The sequence below is a fragment of the Nitrosovibrio sp. Nv4 genome (assembly GCF_900215485.1).
In the GTDB taxonomy this organism is placed as follows: Bacteria; Pseudomonadota; Gammaproteobacteria; order Burkholderiales; family Nitrosomonadaceae; genus Nitrosospira.
Genome location: NZ_OCMZ01000002.1, coordinates 1,419,512 through 1,441,379 on the forward strand (window position 1 = coordinate 1,419,512; position 21,868 = coordinate 1,441,379).

The following is a 21,868-nucleotide window of genomic DNA, read 5'->3' on the forward strand; positions in this document are numbered from 1 at the left end:
ATATAGCGCCCCTCTGCTACCGCCGCAATCTGGGCAGCCCGTTCCGGACTTTTGCGCGGCAAGCGGTCAAGCCGCTTCTGTCGCTTTGAGGGTAACAACCTGTTCCTTCAGGGTGTAGCCATATGATGCGGTTGTGATGTACGGAAAGGCCGGAAGGATCATGTACAGGGTCACCAAGACGTGGCGGCATGTTCGCTGCATGTCGCTTGAGCCGGACAATTCGAAGACTGCGCTAGGAAGATTATTTATTTGTCCAAGTCGCGGCGTCATCCGGAATTGGCGTCAGCTTTCGTCATCATCCTCATGATCGTGACTCTCATCATCGCAACAGGCGTCAACACTCTGCGCACTACAAGATTCGTCATGGTGCTTCTCGCAACACCCCTTACGGCAATCGTCACAATTTCTGCACCCGCAATCGCTCCAGATCGTGTAGGCCATAACATCGAGAGTTTTCACGGGGGTCTCTGGATCATCGCTTGTAATAATCAGCTCGGAAGACCTCGGGCACTTTTCAGTCGCCTTGTACCGAATCAAGACGCTCAGGCACGAGCCAGGCACTAGCGTCGCCGGGAAGGGATTGTTGATCAGCTTCCAGTGCTTGCTTTTGCGCTTGAATGCAACGCTTGTCACGTATAGTTTGCAGTCGCCCATGTTGCAGATGGAGATGGTACGCTCGCCGAGGCAACATGCCTTTACGCCACCAATGCATGTGGAGCCTGTGACGACGAGCTTGCCGGAAGGCGCATTCCCGGAAACTGCGACGACCTTTGCACCTGTCGGATCGTCACTTATGATCGTGATCATGCCCGCCTTTGGACCGAAGCCAGTCGGTTCAAACCGAATAGGCACCTGCAAGGAGCCGCCAGCTGCTATGGCAATTGGATATGCCAGAACGTTGGGGGCAAGGAACTCGGCGGAAGACGAAGTGATGCTGGTTATTGTGAGTGTGCAACCACCACTATTGCTTAAGGTTATCATCTGATCTACAAAGGATCCGATGCAGGCGTTACCAAAATTGCCTGCATTCGCGATTATCGCAACCAACCTTGGTGCCCTTACTGTTCCTGATACTTCCACCAATTTCGGACCGCCTGGATCGTTGCTGAACACGGTAATGGTTTCCGCCTTTGGCCCGAGACTGTCTGGCTGGAATCGGATCGGTACTTCAATAGCATTTCCTGCTTCGATGGTGACGGGATATGACAAAACGCTCGGAACAAGAAACTCAGCAGCATCAGAGGAGGTAATGTTGGTTACAGCAAGCATGTCGCCGCCGCTGTTGCTCAGGTTCAGCATCATGTCCTTAAAGGATCCGGTGCATAGTTCGCCAAAGTTGCCGTCATCTGCGATCACAGTAACCAGTCTCGGTAGAAGAGTTTCAATTATCGAACGCAAGTCTGGCATCACACCGATGTTGCCAGGTACACCTCCGCCTTGAGCAGTACCTGTAGCTGGATCGGACAACAGCGCGCGCATCTCGAGAGGCGATAGCGAATAGCCATTGTTTGCCTCATACATGCCCTGGACAATGAGCGCCGCCCCAGAAATAATAGGCGATGCTGAGCTAGTGCCATTAAAGGTGCTGGTATACGTCCTAGTGTTATCACCACCACCATTGTCGAGGTTTCCATAACCTGCAGTTACAACATTTTCACCCCAGGCATAACAGTCGACGCGACTACCAAAATTCGAGAAACCTGCGCGATTGTGAGGTAAAGGTGAAAGAGCGGCGCCCACCACAATTGCCCCTGATTCCTTGAAATCGCCGCTCCCTCGATTAAGTACGAAATTGCCGCCCCCATCTGTATAGCTGTCTAGATCAAAAGAACCATTTCCCGCTGCTTCCACTACAACGATTCCGAGAGCGACGGCGAGCCGTATCGCGTCAAAATCTGCGGCATCGGTTTCAGTAGGTAAAAGGCCTTTCTGAATCTCTAGCAATAATACGTCACCGACCTGTAGTGTTGGCAGAGCGCCTGCAATCGCGTCAGCCACGTTCCCTGATGAGCTGCTGGCGGTATCCCAGTGACTTGTCACATTAACCGACGATACCGATGGCGCGATTCCGACAACACCAACCGTATTATCGTCAGCAATAACTTCGCCAAGAACCGCAGTTCCGTGATTACCAACATATCCATCAATGCCGTCGCGGTTGTCACCGTACAGAAGTGCCGGTGATTTACTTGCGAAATCTTCGTGATCCAAAAACCAGCCTTGTTCCAAATCAACAAATCCAACACCCGCGCCTTCGCCGTTCGGTTGCGTCCAAGCCCAGCGTGCATCTATTCCAATGGGAGCTGCGTCCTGGTAGTTTTGATTAGCGTTATAGGGATCGTCAGCCGGGTTAACCGCAGGATCCGTAGCTTCCAATTCGCGATATGCAACGTCCACTTCATCGAGGGCACTGAAACGTTTTACGATTTCTTCTGTTTTTTCAGGAGAATGACGAACATCGAGTTTCCAGTAGGACGTGAGGCTATGTAACGGCGGCAGTTCGGTTTGAGCCGCCTGTTTTTCAAGTTCACGTATCTTTTCCGGTGGCAACGCACGTATCACTGGCCGTGTTTCTTTGATTTCGTACGAATCAAGCAGTTTCTCGATACCATGCAATTTGCACTCAGCGGCAAACGATCGTAATGATTTCATCGACTCGCTCGCAGGAGCGGTTCCCTGTGCGATTCGAATGACGATAAAACCGCTATAGCGGGGGGGATAGACCTTTCCTGTTTCCATGCCAATCTCCTTTTAGGGATTCTGCAATCCAGCGGAACGAAAACGCTGAAGAGTTCCTCATCTCAAATTAGATCATCAATATAAATTGTCAACCCAGCGCATCTATACATCAGGTTATGGTCGAACTGACAGGAGACAGGTACTTTTTGACGGGCTTGTCGTTTAGCGTGGTGAAATGATCGGCAGATGAGGTAATGGAAAACAGAGATTTTCCAGATATACAGGGTACGAGGCCAGGGCAGGAGATGAGACGCGCTCTCCTCCGTCAGATAACGATCCGCTCAACCTCATCCAGGGAGACTAGGTCGTTACGCCGACCATAAAGTCCAGTCGTGCGTGCGCTCTCGTGGGCGGCCATTTGTTGCACCACCTCAAGCTTTCCGCCATTACGTAACGTAAGTATTCCATGATACCTGGTAGCGCGAAAGGAGCGATTGCCGATACGGGTGAGGATATCTGCATCCGTGGCTCTTCGGCGGATCATGCGGTTTGCATCGACGCGGTAGCTAATGGATGAACCGGAGCACTTGAGAGAATTTGCTAACCATAGGTGTTTTTTTCGAAGCATAGGGTGGCGCCGACTCCGACTCGCTCAAAGAGAATGAATTCACTTTCTATGCTCGGTAATCCAAGGAGTACGAAAGATTGCTTTTCAGTTCTATTCGAAGCTTGGTACAACCTGGGCGTCGCCTTCCTGCAGTCTGGCAGGATGGAATGTAAAGCACCGGGACTGAAACTCGTCCTGGAAGACTTGATAGAGGAAGCTAGAATCCAAGATGAAGCTCGGCTTGGGAATAAGCCACAAGCCCGGCAATGCGCAGCATCGGAAATCGCTTACCCCAACTAGTGGTTGGACTTAACTTGGCCAGGGGAGATGCATCCTGGCTCGCAGGGCATCTCCATTGAACCGGCTTACTGTTGCGCAGTACCCTTTATTTGTTCCAGCACGATTTGATTCAGAGCGCTGGAAGTGCTTTGCGCTGTACAGCTTCCACTTCCGCTGGCAACTTGGGCTCCTAAAACATCCGCGGCGACGTTACATACGGTAGCGGCGACCGAAACAGGCGCCTGCACTGTCACGGGAATCTGACTCACGTCGACGTTGATGTTCTTGGCAATATTATTCGCCACATTGCTAATATCAACGTTAACTAATCCCGACTGCTGAGCAAAGGCTGCTGGTGCCATGCTTAATACAACGGCCGAGCCGATTGCAGCTAATATCGTTTTTATATTTTTCATTTTCATACTCCTTTAATTGGATTTAAGGGGCAAGTTACATGAGCTGATTGCGAGGTTCCCTTTTATTTGAAACGGCCGGAGTGGTCTGTACGCTGGCAAACATTGCTAAAGCCCAACAACGGGCAGAAAAAGAGGGCTTAGAGAAAGGAAGAGATGGGGCCAATAAACAAAAAAAAGGCTCAACTCTCCCTGCCGCTATTCCTAATTTATTTCCAACGGATACGCCGAGGTTCTCAGCCACGTCCCGTGGCGGTACGCCATTAGGTAGCAGTTTTTTTGCAGAAGAGGAAGTTTTTCTCCCGCCATTTACAGTTGATAACATATTTTATCAACTGCTTCCAACCCCCCATTTTTGTAGTCTCCCGACTACAGCTAGCTCTAGCTTGACTCGGGAACTGGAGAGTCCGAGACAAATGGAAGATTGATCGCGTGCCTACGTCAATCTGGAATACGGTCGCTCATCAGGGAAAGGCAGCGGGAGGGAATAGCCCTGGCAAAAGCCAAGGGGACGGTCTACAAGGGCAGGAAGCCAGCGCTCAATGCGGAACGAATCGCTCAACTGCGAGAACAGGCCGCAGCAGGAGCAAACCGGACAAAGCTGGCAAAAGAGTTTGGCATCAGTCGGGAGACCCTGTACCAATACATTCGGTAAACCGTGGGAGCAGCTGCGTTTGTCTAGAATTTCTCCTGATCCCTTCCATACTCCAGATGATAAGGGCCTGCTGGCAGCCCTTTTGGCGGTAGAAATACCTGCTTGTTCGCCTGCCGCGCCAGCGGCTGATAATCGGTCGCCATTGCGTTCACCGCTGCTGCGATCGCCATGCCTATCAATCCCCCTCCGGCGCCTCCTGAACTCTGCACCACTTTTTCATTGGCCTGCCACAGGACCATGCCAGTGCGCGTATCTCTCAGCTCATAGTCCATCTCAACAGCAACGGTCGAGGCAAGAAGAATGTATTTGCTGCTCCAGTCCTTGATGGTGATGTACAGTGCGGCATCAGCGCCAAACAGTTCATGCAAGCGCTGTGTGGCGAGCAAATGAATGTGTCCCGCCTCCGCCAGTCCGAAATCTTTCAGGACGAGGTCCGTCAGATAGACGGGAAATACGTAATAGCCGCGTTCGGCCAACGGCCTCGTTACGGTAGGGGTATTCCTGCAATTGGGAGAATGGCATACAATTGGAATCGTCAAGGGTCGCATGGGCTTGCGTGCGACGGGGATTATACCCGCCACTGTCAGCAAGCCATTTGCGGCCTTTGCGTTTCTTGGAAGCACCGTAGAACTCCGCGCGTTAGGGATAATGGCCGCTTCATGCTGCGCGACAACATGCGTAAGAATGGTCGTCTTCCCGGTGGGAGACCATCGCCCGTTTATTCTCGCGGCCCCGGATATTGAAGTCCTGACCGATGGGGTGGGCGATATTTCCGCTCACTCGCCCCCGATCCTGGGGGAAATAGTGCTCGTATTTCTCATTACAGGGCGAAATCGTCGTAGGGGCCTCTAATCCGCCCTCTGTGATGATTTCCCTCGTTTTGGCGGGTTACCCCATCAACCAGCGCCGATACGCGTTCCTGCGCCTTGTCACGGCCTCATTTTTTGGCATCGCTGATGAACTTGACGGACTCGGCGTTACTCATGCCTGACAGTGCCGTATTGTCGCCCTCGAACGGCTTCACACCCTACAATGCGCGCAGTTTTTCCGCCGCGCGAACGTCATCCTTCACGGTCGGGTCTGGCGCAGCTTGGCTATTTCCTGTTTCAACACCCGGCCAAGCGATTCATCGGCAATGCCGTCCTCGATGTCGGCCTCGGCATCGCGCAGCTCGCGCCGCGTCCTGACGTACGCCTGAACGTCGGCGTCGCCGGCCAGCTTGTCGCGCTGCGCGGTCAGCGCCTCGGTTTTGTCTTTAAGTTCCTGTTTCGGTCGGATTGATTTTGCGCATGGCATGCGCGATGGGCATGGCGCGCATGCAGGTAGTCCTCGACCTCCTCATATTCCAGCTTATCATCATGGGTCGCCTTGATGAGCGGATCGCGCATGTCCTGCTCGAAGTCGTCGGTGCGCGCCCGCACCATACCCGAGTACCGTTCCTCGGCCAGTACCGCATCCCGGCCTCGGGTACCAGCGCGGCGCGCTTCTGGATATCGCGCGGCGGCTTGAAGCGGTCCTGAAAATTGTAGATGAGGGTATCCGCGATGCGGTCCATGCGGTCGTGGAAGGGTGTCGCGCCATTAGCAGGATTAGCAGCGGTTGCCGTAGTGGCGCGAGAAAAAGCGTGACCACAACCGTCGGGCCTGACTTCGCCCTTGACAATCTGGACCATTTGCGCGAATCTGGGTGTAGCGCCAGCGGGCGGAATACTGGTCAGGTTTGGGGAACCAAGCCTCTCCGCTATCCTTTTAGACGCTGGCGTTGCTATTTCCACCGCTTGCAACGTGTATATCCGGTTGCCGCCACGTTCCGGGTGCTGCGTGAATTCCTTCACCAGCATTTCCACATGCAGGATCTCGCCCTTGAACGGCATGGGCACATCGAAATGATGAATGGCCGCAATGGTCATCGCGTCCGTTTCCTTTGTGCCGGGTCTGCTATCTCCTTTCGTTGCCAGCCGGAATAGCTTGTCTATGTTGGCTATTGCCTCATAGTGGGCAGCTCGTGAAACAGAATGGTCCATCGCGAATAGTCGCACTCGGGCAATTGGACCGAATTTTCCCCTCTGTTTTCCAAAATCAGCTCTGCAAAAGATATGTAGCATTCGAATTACTTTCCACAGTGCCAACGAATGTATGAGATTACTTAAAATTCATCTCCGCAAAAATAGTTGCCGGCCATTTCTGACGCTGCTAAATAAGCACAGCCTGCATTACTTACTGGGTGAACAAAAGGTAAGCATGAGGATGGATGCGCCTTTCGTAAACATTCTTCAGTCAGCAGAAACCTGGGACAAGCTTCCAACGGTAATCATTGAGTTCCTGGATCGGCCCAACCGAAAAGTTTTGATTACAGCCAAAGACGGTCGAAGGATTAATGCAGGGGGCCTTGCCTATAAAGAACTTGAGTGGCTTGTTGCAAGCGCCAAAGGTATTGAGCCATTTGAGGCGGCGCTAGACCAAACGCAATTCTGGTCGCCAGAAAATACGCCACGTCCAATGAGAACATCCAACTAAACCTAATTGCTTACGGTCAATGAAGTCATGGCTTCAAAATTGCCAAGCGGGGGAAAGGAGTTCACGTGATTGAAAAGCTGTCCGACGTCCATCGGTCATTAATACCAGATTGCGTTTTATTTATAGCAGAGCCCGGTCGATAGAAGGTAAAAAGGCTCAAACCGGAAAGGAGACAGCGGCCCGCATATGCATATATCAGGCAGCTGCACTTTAATCACAAACAATAGATGAGGGGAAGGGGATAATGAATAAAATAGGTTTGACGTTTGTCGCCGGGTTTCTTCTCGGCCTCGCACTGGATACGTCAGCTGGCTCCCCCGTTCTCGTTGACAAGAAAACCGTCAAGTATCTCGGCAACCTGAGCAGCAATCCATACGATCCCGACAGTACCAGCAATCCATATGGCCGCTATGGAAGTGAGTATTCGCAGGATAGTATCAACAACCCATACGGACAGTACGGCTCCCCCTACAGCCAGGATAAGTGCGAATAATCCCTATGCAACCAACCCTCCTGCAATAGAGTCGCAGCCAACACCCGGCCTCGGCATGGAACCGTTGCAGAGGTTCTAATCCTTGGCAACGGAACATTCCGTTCGGCTAAATGTCCTGTTACGAGCAATTCGAGGCGAGACAACATCTCGGCAGGATGGCCATAATTTCACAGGTTGCAAAACTCGCGGCATCTGGCAAATCGTCCGGTTGAAAAACGGCGGGGAGTAAAAAGGCTCTTGAAGCCTGTTTAACCCTGACGAGGTTTTCTGATATCAGATACGCCCATTACCTCGCCGTCTGGCGAAACGAAGGAAACGGCAATACCTTTAAGAGCAAGCGCCCCCTGGCTGTTGTCCTTATCGAATAGCCGAAGATGCTTGAACAGGCGCTCCTGAGCGCTGTTCTTGTCCCATAGCTTGATCTTGCACATCCGACCGATTACTTTGCCTTCCGACATCATCTGGCCCACCTCAATTGATTTGATGGCCGCAGCTGTTGCATCATCGAGTTCATGGATCGACTTGGGTGATCCATCCGTATTGAACAGCTTGCGTATATCCGAGAACGCAAGTGCGGATGCCTCGCGTAACACGTTCTCTGTGTTTACTTCACATCGGCTGGCGGATATTTTCTCCTTCTGCTGTATAGCCTGCTGCACCTTAACGTTGCTTAGCAGTCGGGACGCACACGCCTCAGCTGCATTGCCCCGCGCGTTATAGCCGGCGCGTCTATATGCAGCAGTGGCATTCAGGTCAACGCAATACTCGTTCGCAAATCTCTGCTGTTTTAGCGTCAGCTCAGTTCGATTTGGTTTCTTCATCACCCCGCCCTTTTCCAGAAAGTCAGGCATTACTCCTTTAACCTTTGAATATAATCATCTAGCGTTATCCGATCAATATTGCAATTTCGAGGCTCACCGCAGCCACCATTGCCAATCCAGGCCTTACGCAATCAGAGACCGCTATTGTCGTCATACCGGAGCAAAACCGAGCTTGAAAGCGGTCTTTCCTGATTTTCCCCAACTCATCCTGCTTTCCCTATCTGTGGCCGGGAAACTACCGGCATTTCATCGTCCTCACCGTCCCCACCGTCCAAAGGCGCGCCAACACTGGGTTTCAAAGTGGACGATAAGGGGGACGGTAAGTGTTTCACCCTGCATTAACCGTCCTCTCCCGAGGATTCAGGGGACGATGACTGTCCTTTACCGTCCTCAGTTGAATCCTCATGAATAGGAGCTGTGGACGCTGAGGACGATGGGGACGGTGGTTTTCCTTTATATTCTATTGTCAACATCCTGCCATTTTTTCGACCTTTGGCCTTCGTGAACCTGATCCCTGCGTCGTTTAGGGTTGAGTGCAGTGTATTCAGCCTTTTCGTCAGACTATTAGGCTGCCTGGGCCATTCATGAGGCCGAGGGACAGGCGCGGTCTTGTTGAGCAACTCAAGAAGATCGGTTGCCGTACCCGTCCAGGTTTTTTTGTTTTTAACGAGGCCCATGATAGCGGTTGCCACAGGATCGGCTGCAAGCACCTCCTCCGTTTGACGGGCAGTGTGTCGCATGATGATCGACAGCATTTTTCTTGATCCAATCCCGGCATACTCAGCATACGCACAGGCGATACGAGTGAAGTCCGCCATGCGCGCCATTCGAGGAAGCGTGATGTTGGGCAAGTGCCTTAATGTTCCGGCAATCGCATCCAATAGCGAATTGAAAAGTTTGGGTTTGTCTTCATTGAATTTCGCCCAGAATGTGGCCTCATCCAGGCGCCTCTGAGGTGAGATGCGATCCAGTTCAATCAAGAGCAGGCGATCCAGCAGGTCGGGGGCGTGCGTTGGAATGTTGATGCCCGTGATAATAATGGGGCGCATGAAGGACAGGATGATGTCCGAATCGTCCGAATACAGCTCACGCTTGCTAAATGCCCCACCTGTAATGCCTCGGCATAACATGTCTGCCGCCCATGCTTGAATCCTCGTGAGGTTATCAAAGCAGGGTACGCCATGATGATCGAGGACCTGAGCCAGGTCTGCAGTTGATCTCCCAAGGTCAACTGAACCGAGAAGGGTGGGATCGGTAATGGCTTTGATGCAACGGGCGGTAGTTGTCTTGCTGGCTCCCTGCGGACCATGGAACGTGATTGCGGGACGCGGCACGTCGGAGAATGCACAAGCGACGAGGTAGGCCTCCAGCAGGTACTTGTCGTCATTTGACTTGATTACAAGATGGTCATGGATATCTGACAGTTTTCCCCCTTCAACCGGATCAGGCAGAGACTGCTGGTGGGAGTAACGGCGAAACAGGACGGGGGGCTTATCCAGTAGTTCCCATCTAGTCGCTGTAACCTTTACCGCACGCCAATCGTCGTCTGCCATGTCGATGTAGATTGCCTCACCCTGCTTGGCAAAACGGTTGAACAGTTCCAGTTGGGAATTGACATGGGTTGCCTTGGCTTCAAGAACAGATAGCGCATTTGATAGCGCTTCTCTGTTTGGCACCCGTCCCGTTGTTTTATAGAACGTTCCGACCCACCAACTGCGGAAGTGCTTGCTGCGAAGCTTCAAGGTGCGCCGGATATCCTGGTCGGTTACGACTGCATATTCATTGCCGCGCTCATCATGAAAAAACTCACAGCTTTTTTCGGCCAGTGCGATTAGCGCGTTTGCAGTAGAGCTATTTTCCTCCTTATCGACCTTTTCATCCTCACCGCTTGTATTTTCCTTATCCTTCTTGCCACCAGCAGTATCAGGGCGGAGGGTGGCAACCGCTCTGATACTGTGCTTAACGTTCTCATTTGACATCGCTGATACCTCCCGCGTCCATTGCCTGATGAATACGCGTGACTGCGAGCATCAGACGCGTGCGGTCGACCTCAGACAGTGATCCTGCCAGCAGGCTCTTGGCCGCCATTGCAACTACCAGAGCCTCGAACGCGATGCAACGCAGGATGTCTGCAGCAGGAAATGGGCGGCGTTCCGGTTTGCCCTTGCCGAACCCAATTTCGCGAGGTGGAAAAAGGTCGCTCAGATCGAGCCTAACTGCACTAACAATCTCATACGCACTGCAGCCAGCAAAGCAATGAATCAGCACCCCCCGTCGTCCCGTTCACCTATAGCCAGGGAGGGGTTGCGATCGTCATGGGCAGGGCAACAGGCAATCCAGCGGCCCCGCCCTCTCCGTCTGACTTTTTCGAGCCTATCTAACACTTCGCTAACGCTCATAACACCCCCTTGCGGGCAGCACGCAGTTTCCTGACCAGTGCGCGTTTTTCTTCGTCTGACTTTCCAGCAATGTCAGCAGCAATTAGGATATCGACCTCGTAGTCCGGGGTTGCCCTTGATCTCAATCCTATCGCTACTGGCTCTATAAAGAGTCCGGATTGAATGTCGACGTAGTGGGCGCTTCGTCCTTTTTTACGTCGTTTGTATACAACCGGCGTGGATAGCATGGTTACCCCAGAGGGAATGCCAGCGGTTGGGGCGGCGAGTGCACTTGCGATTTTCTCGTTGACTTCCCAGCCTTCGTGGAGCGTTTCCGAGTCCACTTCGTGATGGGCTGCCCACTCATTCTTGAGGGCGTCAGAGTTCATTCCTTGCTTCGCTACCCCGATGGCTCGATCGCTGGTTTCCCAAAGGGGGTCGGCGCGCCGGTAATTTTTAGGAGGATCGCAGGGGGCTTGCGGGCGGCCTTCCAACTTCTTGCTGAGTGCGGTTCGGGATTGGGACTGCAGGTGAGGTTGGAGGTCTGGAGCAGTTTTCGGATACGGCTTACGGGTGGTCGGCATGACTTGTCCTAACGAACAAGGCCCGGTGCTCCGCGAATGTTGCAGGTCTTGTTCGTACAGTTGAGGAATGCTGCGGACCACCGAACATAATTGTGCGCGGGCAAAAAATAAGGCGAAACATCTGCCTGTTCCGCCTTTCCTCTATAAAACAATATCTTATTTAGGCAATGTTAGGTACTTAGGCGCTCCCTCCCATCACCACTGCTTTCGTATTCGTCGCAGTACCGTCTCTGGAGCCTTACCAAGCTCTGCTGCCAATATTTCGGCCACTTTGTTTCTTGTTGGCTTTTGGCCATTGTGGATAATAAGCTGAGCAGCGATTTCGTTCGCTCTTTGTTGCAGTGTTAAATCGTGATTCAAATGATTAGTAGATGTTATCTCTGCATTGCCAAACTCTGCCTTTTCAATTTCCAGTACTTCTTTAAGAGCGAAGAGACCGGTTTCGACTGGCGGGTGTGACCCTCGGCTGTTATTCGTTGCTTCCGTTAATCCTCTAGTCGGGTGAAATGCCATGAATTTCGATTCCAAGATTTTGGACTTAATATAACTTCTTGGATCCATGCCCAAAAGTTTATCCCACCGTTCAATTAGCTCGCGGCCGGAAATGTAGCGCTCTGATGGATGGAAATGTTCGATATCCTCTGCGAGGAATTTGCAATCCATCAGCGGAGAAAGATGGTCGGCATCATTGTTGTCAGAATAGAGGCCGTATATGAATAACAGCGGGTCTTCGAATGGCGAGTGCGCGTCATAGGCCTGAAGTCCACCAAACTCGGGCCCATTAAAAACAGCCGCAACCACGTCCGATTCGGTCAAACCACGTTTTAAAAGTGTCCTTAACGCGTGAGGGAAAGCAATATACCTAGGCTTTTCTTTGAAATTCTCAGCCTCGAAGTGCTGCTGCCTCTGTGTATTGCCGGGTTGTCCAGAGGTATCGGGGGAAGGGGTACCTTTTTTTTTCATATTAGCAATCACCCAATTTGGCGAAATCGTCCATTCTGAAAAGATGCCTCGTGTGAAGTCATATGGCAGACTATTTGCTTGCCAGACTGAACCTCAAACCCATCTGGTAGGGAAACATTGACCAGCATCTATTTAATTCCGCAAATCCGCATAGTAATAAAAGGGGCCTGCTTCGCTACTACTTGACTCCCTTGCCTTTAAACCGAATTACCTTCGCCCCGGCTTCGAGCGAGTCTAAATACTCCGCCCAATGCTGCATCATGCGCTTGCGCTCGGGCAGGTATTCAGCCCGGTTGTACGCACCTCGGATCTCATTTCGTTCACAGTGCGCAAGCTGCCGCTCAATAACATCTGGATTAAAGCCCGTTTCATTGAGAATGGTCGAGGCCACCGCACGGAAGCCATGCCCAGTCATCTTGCCTTTGTAGCCCAACCGGTAAAGGGCGAACAGCATGGTATTGTTACTGATCGGCTTATCCCGGTTACGGCCGGGGAACACGAATCGGCTGCTGCCAGATATTTCTTTGAGTTCGGCAAGAATGAGAACCGCCTGCGTCGACAACGGGACAACGTGCTCCGCTTTCATCTTCATGCGTCCGGCGGGAATAATCCACAGGGCACTGTTCATATCGAACTCCGCCCATTCGGCTCCTATCAATTCATTGGTGCGGACGAACGTTTGCGCCAACAGTTGCAGTGCGAGCCGTGTTTGTTTATCGCCAATTTGGTCATACTTGGCAATAGCCAGTAACAGCTCAGGTAACTCTTCAGGTCGAACGGCGGCCTGGTGTTTTTTCTTGTGTGGGGTCAATGCCCCGCGTAAATCTGTGGATAAATTATGGGTGCAGCGTCCAGTCGCAATGCCATAGCGAAATACCTGTCCGCACACCTGCAATACCCGATGCGCCAGATCGTACGCTCCACGTGTTTCTATCTTGCGGACGGTGTGGAGCAGTTCTGAGGCTTGAATCTCGTCAATGGGACGCTTGCCGATGCCCGGGAAGATATTGTTCTCCAGGCGCCGTTTTACATCGCTCGCGTGGTGAGGAACCCAGGTATGCAGTTGCCTGCCATACCACTCGCGGGCAACTGCCTCAAAGGAATTTTCAGCCGCAAGCTCTTTGCGCAGGTTCGTGGCTTTCCGTTCAGCGGAGGGGTCAAGACCGGCTTGCAACTGCTTGCGCAGCTCATTGCGCTTTTTGCGAGCATCACTTAAGCTAACTAGCGGGTAGACTCCGAGGGAAAGGGATTTTTCCTTGCCTGCCTGCCAGTAGCGCAGGCGCCAATATTTGCGGCCGTCGAGATACACCCATAAGTAAAGACCATCGCCATCGGACAGCTTGCGGATGGCTGCTCCGTTACTGTTGGCGTTCTTGCAATGGGCAGCAGAAAGAAGATTTGTAGCCATCGTGGTAACTTTTAACCGTGGTAATTTTGTTACCACGGAACTTACCACGGTTTAACGTCAGACTCAACTGGATACCGCCGAACTACGATGGACACTAAGTTACTTGTAACCTCCCGTTTTATATGGTTTAACGGAAGCTACTGGACGAGTTTGGATGCCAAATTGGCGGAGAGGGTGGGATTCGAACCCACGTGCCAGGTTACCCTGACCATCTGATTTCGAGTCAGCGCCGTTATGGCCACTTCGGTACCTCTCCATTGCGGTTGCGCATATTTTACCAGTTTCTCCCGTGGTTTTCTCGCGCTCGTTCAGCACAACATGGCAGAATGTTCAGGAATTCTGCCTGTCTCTTCTCCATGCGCATTCTCCCCGGCTTGTTTGTTGTGGTTTTCAGTTGCGGCCTCGTGCTTGCCGGCTGTGATTCGTTTAAAAAACCCGTGTTGCCGTTCGGCAAAACCGATGAGCTGGTCGTCATTACCGTTAATAGTCCCGATACCTATTACGAAAATGCAGAGGGTGTTTATGCGGGACTGGAGCACGATCTCGCTTCCGAATTCGCGCGGGACCTCGGGCTAAAAGTCCGATTCAAGGTAATGCCAAAACTGGATCGAGCCCTGGAGGATCTGGAGAAGCACAAGGGACACTTTGTCGCCGGTTTAAGCATCAATCCCAAGCATGCATTGCGTGTCCAGTTTGGGCCGATCTATCAGCTCATACAACCTCGGGTAGCCTATAACACAGACTATCGGAGGCCTAAAAACGTTCATCAACTCGTGGGGAGAACCGTTGAGGTTGCGAGTGGAACGACCTATGGGGAACAATTGAACAAGGCAAAGCAGCAGGCGCCGAAACTGAAATGGACCGTAAGGAGCACAACGGCCGAAGATCTGCTGGCTAAACTGGCGGAAGGAAAAGTGGATTATGTGGTCGCGGACTCCAACCAGATCAACCTGGCAAAGAATTTTTACCCTAATCTGGATTCGGCCCTTGATCTAGGCCAGTCCACCGGCAGAGCATGGGCATTTTCGCCCTTCGTCGAGCGCGAATTATTGGAGGAGACGCGGAAATTCTTTAAACGTATTGAACAGGACGGCACCTTGGTGCGCCTGCTCGACCGGTATTACGGCCATGTTCAGCGACTGCACCAAACGGACGTAATCGGCATTCTGGATAAAAGACGTACCGTCCTGCCGGATTTGCGCAAATATTTTCATGAGGCGGAGGAATTGACGGCAATCGACTGGCGCCTGATAGCGGCGCTGGCCTATCAGGAGTCTCACTGGAATCCCCTGGCGACTTCTCCCGCCAACGTACGCGGACTCATGATGTTGACGGAAATTACGGCCGACCGGATGAAAGTGACTGATCGCCTCGACCCGAGGCAGAGCATACTCGCTGGGGCACGTTATCTGGCAACACTGAAAGATAGACTGCCCACGCGCATCAGGGAACCGGACCGCACCTGGATCGCACTTGCAGCGTACAACCAGGGCTCCAGCCACATAGAAGACGCGCGCATCCTGGCGCAGCGCCTCAATTTGGACCCCGATTCATGGGTGGATTTGAAAAAAACGTTACCGCTATTGAGTAGCAGCAAGTATTTCCGTAGCCTGAAACATGGCTATGCGCGTGGCGGCGAAGCGGTCATATTGACGGAATCGGTGCGGACCTACTACGAAATTCTGCTTAAGTATGAGCGCCCCTATTCCTGGGGTTTGCCGGTTGCCGATAAAGCGGGCTCACTATAGTAATGAGATTTCACAAAATCCTGGCGCATTCTCCATGCTGGAAAATGATGGCACGGTAAACTGAGGACCGGCTCATCCATGCACAAATAATAATTGTTGAGTCATTGCAACAGTCAGGCTATATTGAGACATCAATTTCCAACAGAATTTTTAACCAATATTTAACCTAGGGAGAATGCCATGACCTTACGCTTAGGCGATACCGCACCTGATTTCGAGCAAGATTCCTCAATTGGCAAGATTAAATTTCACGAATGGATGGGTGATTCCTGGGCGGTGCTGTTTTCCCATCCTGCGGATTACACGCCGGTCTGCACAACCGAACTGGGATTGACGGCAAAGCTCAAGTCCGAATTCGACAAGCGCAACGTGAAGGCGATCGGTTTATCGATAGACCCTGTGGATAAGCATAAGGGATGGATCAAAGACATCGAAGAAACGCAAGATTGCAGCGTCGCCTTTCCAATTATTGCGGACGTGGATAAAAAGGTCGCGGTGCTGTACGACATGATTCATCCGAATCAGTCGGAAACGATGACAGTGCGTTCGCTGTTCATCATCGACCCCAAAAAGAAGGTGCGGCTCACCATCACCTATCCCATGAGCACCGGTCGAAATTTTGACGAGGTTCTTCGAGTTATCGATGCGCTACAACTAACCGATAACTATACAGTAGCAACGCCGGGTAACTGGAAGGACGGAGATGACGTTATCATTCCGCTTACGATCCAGGACGAAGCAGTGCTCCAGCAAAAATTCCCGAAAGGTTACAAGGCGCCGCGTCCGTATCTGCGCATCACGCCGCAGCCGAACAAATAACACATAGTCATGTGGTTTTGAACGCCGCCGTGTGCAAGGTTCAAGCATACGGCGCAAGATTGCTTCCTCTCCCTTATGGGCGCCCCGGATCTTTCCCGCGCTCGCCAGCATGCAGATCACTCCCGGGTTCGAACCAGGCAAGTCTCTGGTGCAACTTCACGACTTCACCAACGATAATGAGGGTTGGCGGGACGAGATTGGCGGAAGCGGTCAGATCGGGCAGCGTCTCCAGGGAACCGGTCAGTACCCGCTGCTTGTGAGTGGTCCCCTGCTGGACGATGGCGGCTGGCGTCGTGGCGGGCAAACCGTGTGCGATCAGTTGCCGGCACAATACAGGTAATCCCAGCAGTCCCATATAAACAACAATAGTCTGCTTTGGCCGCGCCAGCATCGGCCAATCCAGATCCACGCTGCCGTCCTTGAGATGGCCGGTCACGAAGACGCATGACTGGGCATAATCGCGATGCGTGAGCGGAATGCCGGCATAAGAGGCCGCCCCGCTTGCGGCTGTGATGCCCGGCACCACCTGGAAGGAGATGCCCTGGCTGGACAGTGTTTCTATCTCCTCACCTCCTCGGCCAAAAATGAATGGGTCACCTCCTTTCAGCCGTAGCACGCGTTTACCTTCTTTCGCCAGCCGTACCAGTAATTCATTGATGGATTCCTGGGGCATGACGTGTTTGCTGCGCTCCTTGCCTGCATAGATTCTGGCTGCGTCCCGGCGCACCATGTCGAGTATTTCAGGCGAAACCAGCCGATCGTACACGACCACGTCCGCTTGCTGCATGAGGCGCATTGCGCGAAAAGTCAGCAACTCAGGGTCCCCCGGTCCCGCGCCCACCAGATAAACTTCCCCCTGCTCTTCCACGCTCACCACTCCCTGCGCTGCCCCGTCAGCCTCGTCTACGAGTAAACGCTCCAGATAAGCCTTCGCCGCCTGATCCTTTCCGGCGAAAACCATTTCGGCAAACGGTCCCTGCAATGCGCTTTCCCAGAATCTGCGCCGCTTCTCGGGGCGCGAAAAACACAGTTTCACCCGCTCGCGGAATTCTGCTGCATAAGCCGCAAGACGTCCATATGCCGAGGGTATCAATGTTTCCAGACGCGCCCGCAGCAGCCTGGCGAGAACTGGCGATGCGCCTCCGCTCGAAACGGCGATGAGCATAGGGGTACGGTCTACGATTGCGGGCATGATGAAAGAGCACAGCGCCGGGTTGTCGACCACGTTGACAGGAATATGCAACCGACTGGCAGCTGCGGAAACCTTCTGGTTGACGATGGGGTCGCTAGTGGCGGCGATGACTAGAACAGCATCCTGCAGATGATCGGTATGGAAGGCCTCGGCACGATAAGTAATCCTGCCATGATGAAGTTGCGCATGCACTTGTTCATGTAGCTCGGCACAAAGCTGAGGAGAAACTATTGTGATACGTGCACCGGCCCGCAGCAGCAGTGCGATTTTGCGGGTGGCCACTTCTCCGCCGCCGACCACCAGACAGTTACGGGTTTTAATATCTAGAAAGATCGGGAGGAAATCCATCTGTTTTACTCAGAAAAGCGGTAAAGATCGTTTACCGATACTACTTTACCCGAAAATGCGCCAGTATGAGCTGGTCGATAGTTCAGAGAGATGCCCCATTGCCACAAGCATAAATGAACCATGGTCCTTGCGGATGTCAGCGCACAACTATTCACCGCAGGTCTAATCGTAGCAGGATGGCCGTCATCACTCGATAGGGAAAAGCAATGGCGTGCAATATGCGTGAGGTCGAATACCCGAAAATCCAGTCGTCTGTGGAAAGAGATATGGGATTTGTCACGGCACAACCGTTCCAGGAAGAATCGATAATCGAATGGAGGCCGGGTGCGATACGGCAACCGCTACCGATCCACATTGCGCTGATATCGTTGGACCCACCGTCACCGCAAGTTTTTCCCATTGATAGCACGGGGTTCTCCCCTCCTTCCCAGCAGTTCATTTTTCATCGCGTCGCTTATTTGCTATGATGCGTCTCTTGCTTCGCGCGAATTACCGGCTTCATGCTCAATATTGATCTGCATTGTCATTCCACAGTTTCCGACGGCTTGCTGACGCCCACACAGTTGGTGGAGCACGCGGCTGCGCGTGGCGTTGAGGTATTGGCACTGACCGATCACGATGACGTAGGCGGTCTGGATGAAGCACGACGGGCTGCCGCCGCCACGAGCATTACTCTTATCAATGGCGTGGAAATCTCCGCCGACTGGCGCGGCCAGACATTGCATATTGTCGGGCTCGGCATAGATCCGGCATATCCCCCGCTGGCTCAGGGCCTGACGTCCCTTCGTGATGGCCGAACCGTACGCGCCCACAATATTGCGGCGCAACTCGGCAAATTCGGGATACATGACAGTTTTGAAGGCGCAAGCAGGAATGCCGGAGATGGGCACTTGATAGGACGAATGCACTTCGCGCGTTTTCTGGTTGAGCAGGGCTATGCCAAGGATGTGAAATCGGTGTTCAAGAAATACTTGGTCAAAGGCAAGCCGGGATACGCGCCGCACCAGTGGGTCCCGCTAAATGATGCAGTCAGCTGGATACGTGACAGCGGTGGCAGAGCTGTAATTGCACATCCGGCCCGCTACAAGCTGAGTAAGGGAGCGCTGGACGAACTGCTGCTGGAATTCCGCGCTTTTGGCGGAGAAGCAATAGAGGTGGTCACTTCCAGCCATACTCCCGAACAATCCCTGCTGTTTGCCCGCCATAGTCAACGACTGGGTTTGCTGGCCTCGCGGGGCTCGGATTTTCATGGGCCGGGCGAAAGCTATTTTGACTTGGGACGCATGCCGCCATTACCTGCCAATTGTACGCCGGTATGGCATGATTGGAACGCAATGATGTAATGTGCATGGACGCTTGCTGTCCGATTCAACATCAAGGCCGACCGCTAGAAATCACAAACTTTTGTTTACGTGGCCCAATTCTTTTCCATTCATCCAGATAACCCGCAGTTGCGCCTGATAAGGCAGGCGGCAGCCATAGTACGTTCCGGCGGCGTCATCGCTTATCCGACCGATTCGTGTTATGCGTTAGGTGGCCAACTGGGCGACAAGAGCGTCATGACTCGCATTCGCGCTATCCGGCAGGTGGATGAAAATCATCACTTTACGCTGATGTGCCGGGATGTCGCGGAAATTTCCCGCTACGCTCAATTCGATAACAGCGAATACAGATTACTCAAGGCGTGTACACCGGGTTGTTATACTTTTATATTTCAAGCCACGCGCGAGGTGCCGCGCCGCCTGCAACATCCGAAACGCAACACTATTGGCGTAAGAATTCCCGATCACCCTGTGGTGCAGTTATTGCTGACGGAGTTGAACGAGCCCTTGTTGAGTTCTACGTTGATAGTGCCAGGGGACGAATTGCCGCTGAATGACGCGGAGGAAATTCGAGCCCGTCTTGAACACCAGATAGAATTGGTGCTGGACGGCGGCGCCTGTGGCCTGGAAATGAGCACTGTGATCGATCTCACTGGCGATACGCCTGCGTTGATACGGCAAGGCAAGGGCAGTTTGGCGCCTTTCGGAATCATGCATGGATAGCATTATCCAGAACATTGCCATTTATGCGTTACCGGTAATTTTTGCCATCACGCTGCATGAAGCCGCACACGGTTATGTAGCCAAGCATTTTGGAGATCTTACCGCCTACACCCAGGGGCGCGTCAGCCTCAATCCCATCAAGCACATAGACTTGGTGGGTACGATCCTTCTTCCACTAGTGACGCTGTGGCTGGGCGGTATCCTGTTCGGCTGGGCCAAGCCGGTGCCGGTCAACTTCTCGGCACTGCGCCGCCCAAAACAGGACATGCTCTGGGTTGCGCTCGCGGGACCGGGCGCAAATTTATTCATGGCATTGCTTTGGGGGCTTGTCATCAAACTGGGCCTCGGTATGTCTGAGAGTGATCTGGCCGACCCGATGATATTAATGGGCGAAGCGGGGATCAAAATCAATGTCATATTAATGGTACTCAATCTGCTGCCTCTGCCGCCGCTGGACGGAGGCCGGGTTGCGGTAAGCCTGCTGCCGCATCGCATGGCAAATAGTTTTGCAAGGATTGAGCCTTATGGTTTTATGATCCTCGTGTTTCTGCTGGTGACCGGTGTTTTGGGGGCCGTTATCGGGCCTTTTATCGTAATCACGATACGCATGGTGGCGTGGTTTTTCGGGTTTGAAGCTTATTGAATGGGTCAAGGGTTGATCCAAATTAGTCTGGGATTTATTAAGGGTAAGTAAAATATGTTCGCTGATCGAGTTTTGTCGGGGATGCGCCCCACTGGCGGGCTGCATCTGGGGCATTACCACGGTGTGCTGAAGAATTGGATAGAACTGCAGCACCAGTTCGAATGTCTCTTCTTTGTTGCCGATTGGCACGCTCTCACAACTCACTATGATACGCCGGAAGTCATAGAGCAGCATGTCTGGGATATGGTGATCGATTGGCTCGCCGCTGGGGTGGATCCCGCACATGCAACATTGTTCATTCAGTCGCGGGTACCGGCACACGCCGAGTTGCATGTGCTGCTTTCGATGATTACCCCGTTGGGCTGGCTGGAACGGGTTCCCTCCTATAAGGATCAGCAGGAAAAATTATCCGAGAAGGAATTGAGTACGTATGGCTTCCTTGGCTACCCGCTGCTGCAGAGCGCAGATATCCTCATTTATCGCGCTACTCGCGTGCCGGTAGGGGAGGATCAGACACCGCACATCGAGTTTACGCGCGAGATTGCGCGCCGCTTCAACCATGTCTACGGTAAGGAAACAGGTTTTCGCGAAAAAGCGGAAATGGCGATAAAAAAACTGGGCTCAAAGAAATCCAGGCTCTACCGCGAGTTACGGAACCGTTATCAGGAACACGGGGATCAGCAAGCCTTGGCTGCGGCAAAATCATTGCTCGACGAGCAACAGAACCTGAGCCTGGGCGATCAGGAGCGGTTATTCGGATATCTTGAGGGCGGCGGTAAAATGATTCTCTCGGAGCCCGAAGTCATGCTCAGCCTGGCATCAAAAATGCCGGGGCTGGATGGCCAGAAAATGTCTAAATCCTACAATAACACGATCAGCTTGCGGGAAGACCCGGCCAGTGTCGTAAAGAAAATCCGAACGATGCCGACCGACCCGGCGCGCGTACGACGCAGTGATCCGGGTGATCCTGCAAAATGCCCGCTGTGGCAGTTTCACCTCGTATATTCAAATGAGGATACGAAGGAATGGGCGCAAATTGGATGCACCACTGCCGGTATCGGCTGCCTTGACTGCAAGCAACCGGTTATTGATGCGATACTGGCCGAGCAGAAACCCATGCAGGAGCGCGCCCAATCGTATGAGGAAGATCCTACGCTGGTGCGCAACATCATCGCGGATGGATGTGAAAGAGCGGACAGGCTCGCTCAGGAAACCATGCGTGATGTCAGAGAGGCAATGGGGCTCGACTACTCTTGAACACGCTTTGTAGGTATTAA

22 protein-coding genes, 1 tRNA gene and 2 pseudogenes are annotated in these 21,868 nt (G+C 52.7%); 10 read left to right on the plus strand and 15 right to left on the minus strand.

The window, feature by feature from the left end:
• Nucleotides 1–282: 282 nt before the first annotated feature.
• From CRO05_RS14780 to CRO05_RS16190, 4 genes and pseudogenes are all read right to left on the minus strand, one after another.
• Nucleotides 283–2,739: a choice-of-anchor D domain-containing protein gene (locus tag CRO05_RS14780; protein ID WP_097067850.1), complete on the minus strand. Its 2,457-nt coding sequence runs from the start codon at nucleotides 2,737–2,739 to the stop codon at nucleotides 283–285.
• A gap of 265 nt (nucleotides 2,740–3,004) precedes the next feature.
• A complete protein-coding gene (locus CRO05_RS14785; RefSeq protein ID WP_181319838.1) occupies nucleotides 3,005–3,223 on the minus strand; it encodes a hypothetical protein in 219 nt (72 codons plus the stop codon).
• A 428-nt stretch (nucleotides 3,224–3,651) separates the two neighbouring features.
• Entirely contained in the window at nucleotides 3,652–3,981 is a 330-nt protein-coding gene (locus tag CRO05_RS14795; protein WP_235001462.1) for a hypothetical protein, read from the minus strand.
• A 214-nt stretch (nucleotides 3,982–4,195) separates the two neighbouring features.
• Nucleotides 4,196–4,285 (minus strand): annotated as a pseudogene (locus CRO05_RS16190) (recombinase family protein); the annotation flags it as partial.
• A gap of 147 nt (nucleotides 4,286–4,432) precedes the next feature.
• Between CRO05_RS16190 and CRO05_RS14800 the strand changes: the two are divergent.
• Nucleotides 4,433–4,633: pseudogene (locus CRO05_RS14800) on the plus strand (helix-turn-helix domain-containing protein); the annotation flags it as partial.
• Between the two features lie 23 nt (nucleotides 4,634–4,656).
• Here CRO05_RS14800 and CRO05_RS14805 read toward each other — a convergent pair.
• On the minus strand, nucleotides 4,657–5,256 hold the full coding sequence (locus CRO05_RS14805) for a GNA1162 family protein (RefSeq protein WP_200814415.1): 600 nt from the start codon (nucleotides 5,254–5,256) through the stop codon (nucleotides 4,657–4,659).
• A 409-nt stretch (nucleotides 5,257–5,665) separates the two neighbouring features.
• Between CRO05_RS14805 and CRO05_RS15650 the strand changes: the two genes are divergently transcribed.
• Nucleotides 5,666–5,914, plus strand: coding sequence for a hypothetical protein (locus CRO05_RS15650; RefSeq protein ID WP_107758435.1), 249 nt, complete (start codon nucleotides 5,666–5,668; stop codon nucleotides 5,912–5,914).
• Here CRO05_RS15650 and CRO05_RS14820 read toward each other — a convergent pair.
• Nucleotides 5,889–6,656 (minus strand): hypothetical protein, encoded by a 768-nt coding sequence (locus tag CRO05_RS14820; RefSeq protein ID WP_097067856.1) that lies wholly within the window; start codon nucleotides 6,654–6,656, stop codon nucleotides 5,889–5,891. The genes CRO05_RS15650 and CRO05_RS14820 overlap by 26 nt on opposite strands.
• Before the next feature lie 112 nt (nucleotides 6,657–6,768).
• Here CRO05_RS14820 and CRO05_RS14825 point away from each other — a divergent pair, with 112 nt between their 5' ends.
• Together CRO05_RS14825 and CRO05_RS14830 are read left to right on the plus strand one after the other, a co-directional pair.
• Nucleotides 6,769–7,149, plus strand: coding sequence for a hypothetical protein (locus CRO05_RS14825; protein ID WP_097067857.1), 381 nt, complete (start codon nucleotides 6,769–6,771; stop codon nucleotides 7,147–7,149).
• Nucleotides 7,150–7,393: 244 nt separating this feature from the next.
• On the plus strand, nucleotides 7,394–7,642 hold the full coding sequence (locus CRO05_RS14830; RefSeq protein ID WP_200814417.1) for a hypothetical protein: 249 nt from the start codon (nucleotides 7,394–7,396) through the stop codon (nucleotides 7,640–7,642).
• A gap of 248 nt (nucleotides 7,643–7,890) precedes the next feature.
• Here CRO05_RS14830 and CRO05_RS14835 read toward each other — a convergent pair whose 3' ends face one another.
• From CRO05_RS14835 to CRO05_RS14865, 7 genes are all read right to left on the minus strand, one after another.
• Nucleotides 7,891–8,493, minus strand: a complete 603-nt coding sequence (locus CRO05_RS14835; protein ID WP_097067858.1) for a terminase small subunit — start codon at nucleotides 8,491–8,493, stop codon at nucleotides 7,891–7,893.
• Between the two features lie 308 nt (nucleotides 8,494–8,801).
• Nucleotides 8,802–10,442: a hypothetical protein gene (locus CRO05_RS14840; protein WP_097067859.1), complete on the minus strand. Its 1,641-nt coding sequence runs from the start codon at nucleotides 10,440–10,442 to the stop codon at nucleotides 8,802–8,804.
• Nucleotides 10,432–10,731: a hypothetical protein gene (locus CRO05_RS14845; RefSeq protein WP_235001463.1), complete on the minus strand. Its 300-nt coding sequence runs from the start codon at nucleotides 10,729–10,731 to the stop codon at nucleotides 10,432–10,434. The genes CRO05_RS14840 and CRO05_RS14845 overlap by 11 nt, the downstream gene beginning before the upstream one ends.
• Nucleotides 10,732–10,858: 127 nt before the next feature.
• A complete protein-coding gene (locus CRO05_RS15955; protein WP_235001464.1) occupies nucleotides 10,859–11,425 on the minus strand; it encodes a hypothetical protein in 567 nt (188 codons plus the stop codon).
• 195 nt (nucleotides 11,426–11,620) lie between these two features.
• Nucleotides 11,621–12,388 carry a hypothetical protein gene (locus tag CRO05_RS14855; RefSeq protein ID WP_097067860.1) on the minus strand — a complete coding sequence of 256 codons (768 nt, stop codon included), beginning with the start codon at nucleotides 12,386–12,388 and terminating at the stop codon, nucleotides 11,621–11,623.
• Nucleotides 12,389–12,566: 178 nt separating this feature from the next.
• Nucleotides 12,567–13,796, minus strand: coding sequence for an integrase arm-type DNA-binding domain-containing protein (locus CRO05_RS14860; RefSeq protein ID WP_097067861.1), 1,230 nt, complete (start codon nucleotides 13,794–13,796; stop codon nucleotides 12,567–12,569).
• Nucleotides 13,797–13,959: 163 nt separating this feature from the next.
• Nucleotides 13,960–14,052: transfer RNA gene (locus CRO05_RS14865), tRNA-Ser, on the minus strand.
• A 70-nt stretch (nucleotides 14,053–14,122) separates the two neighbouring features.
• On the opposite strand from CRO05_RS14865, the gene mltF reads away from it, so the two are divergent.
• Both mltF and CRO05_RS14875 read left to right on the plus strand, forming a co-directional pair.
• On the plus strand, nucleotides 14,123–15,544 hold the full coding sequence (mltF, locus tag CRO05_RS14870) for a membrane-bound lytic murein transglycosylase MltF (protein ID WP_097067862.1): 1,422 nt from the start codon (nucleotides 14,123–14,125) through the stop codon (nucleotides 15,542–15,544).
• Nucleotides 15,545–15,724: 180 nt separating this feature from the next.
• A complete protein-coding gene (locus CRO05_RS14875; RefSeq protein ID WP_097067863.1) occupies nucleotides 15,725–16,363 on the plus strand; it encodes a peroxiredoxin in 639 nt (212 codons plus the stop codon).
• A 73-nt stretch (nucleotides 16,364–16,436) separates the two neighbouring features.
• Here the strand turns inward: CRO05_RS14875 and cysG are convergent, their stop codons facing one another.
• Together cysG and CRO05_RS15365 are read right to left on the minus strand one after the other, a co-directional pair.
• Nucleotides 16,437–17,903 (minus strand): siroheme synthase CysG, encoded by a 1,467-nt coding sequence (gene cysG / locus CRO05_RS14880; protein WP_097067864.1) that lies wholly within the window; start codon nucleotides 17,901–17,903, stop codon nucleotides 16,437–16,439.
• A gap of 151 nt (nucleotides 17,904–18,054) precedes the next feature.
• Nucleotides 18,055–18,303, minus strand: coding sequence for a hypothetical protein (locus tag CRO05_RS15365; RefSeq protein WP_143860946.1), 249 nt, complete (start codon nucleotides 18,301–18,303; stop codon nucleotides 18,055–18,057).
• Between the two features lie 100 nt (nucleotides 18,304–18,403).
• Between CRO05_RS15365 and CRO05_RS14890 the strand changes: the two genes are divergently transcribed.
• From CRO05_RS14890 to CRO05_RS14905, 4 genes are all read left to right on the plus strand, one after another.
• A complete protein-coding gene (locus tag CRO05_RS14890) occupies nucleotides 18,404–19,246 on the plus strand; it encodes a 3',5'-nucleoside bisphosphate phosphatase (protein ID WP_097067866.1) in 843 nt (280 codons plus the stop codon).
• 69 nt (nucleotides 19,247–19,315) lie between these two features.
• Entirely contained in the window at nucleotides 19,316–19,948 is a 633-nt protein-coding gene (locus tag CRO05_RS14895) for an L-threonylcarbamoyladenylate synthase (RefSeq protein ID WP_097067867.1), read from the plus strand.
• Nucleotides 19,941–20,591 carry a site-2 protease family protein gene (locus CRO05_RS14900; RefSeq protein WP_097067868.1) on the plus strand — a complete coding sequence of 217 codons (651 nt, stop codon included), beginning with the start codon at nucleotides 19,941–19,943 and terminating at the stop codon, nucleotides 20,589–20,591. Before CRO05_RS14895 ends, CRO05_RS14900 begins: the two co-directional genes overlap by 8 nt.
• Nucleotides 20,592–20,645: 54 nt before the next feature.
• Nucleotides 20,646–21,848, plus strand: coding sequence for a tryptophan--tRNA ligase (locus CRO05_RS14905; protein ID WP_097067869.1), 1,203 nt, complete (start codon nucleotides 20,646–20,648; stop codon nucleotides 21,846–21,848).
• The last annotated feature ends 20 nt before the right edge of the window (nucleotides 21,849–21,868 follow it).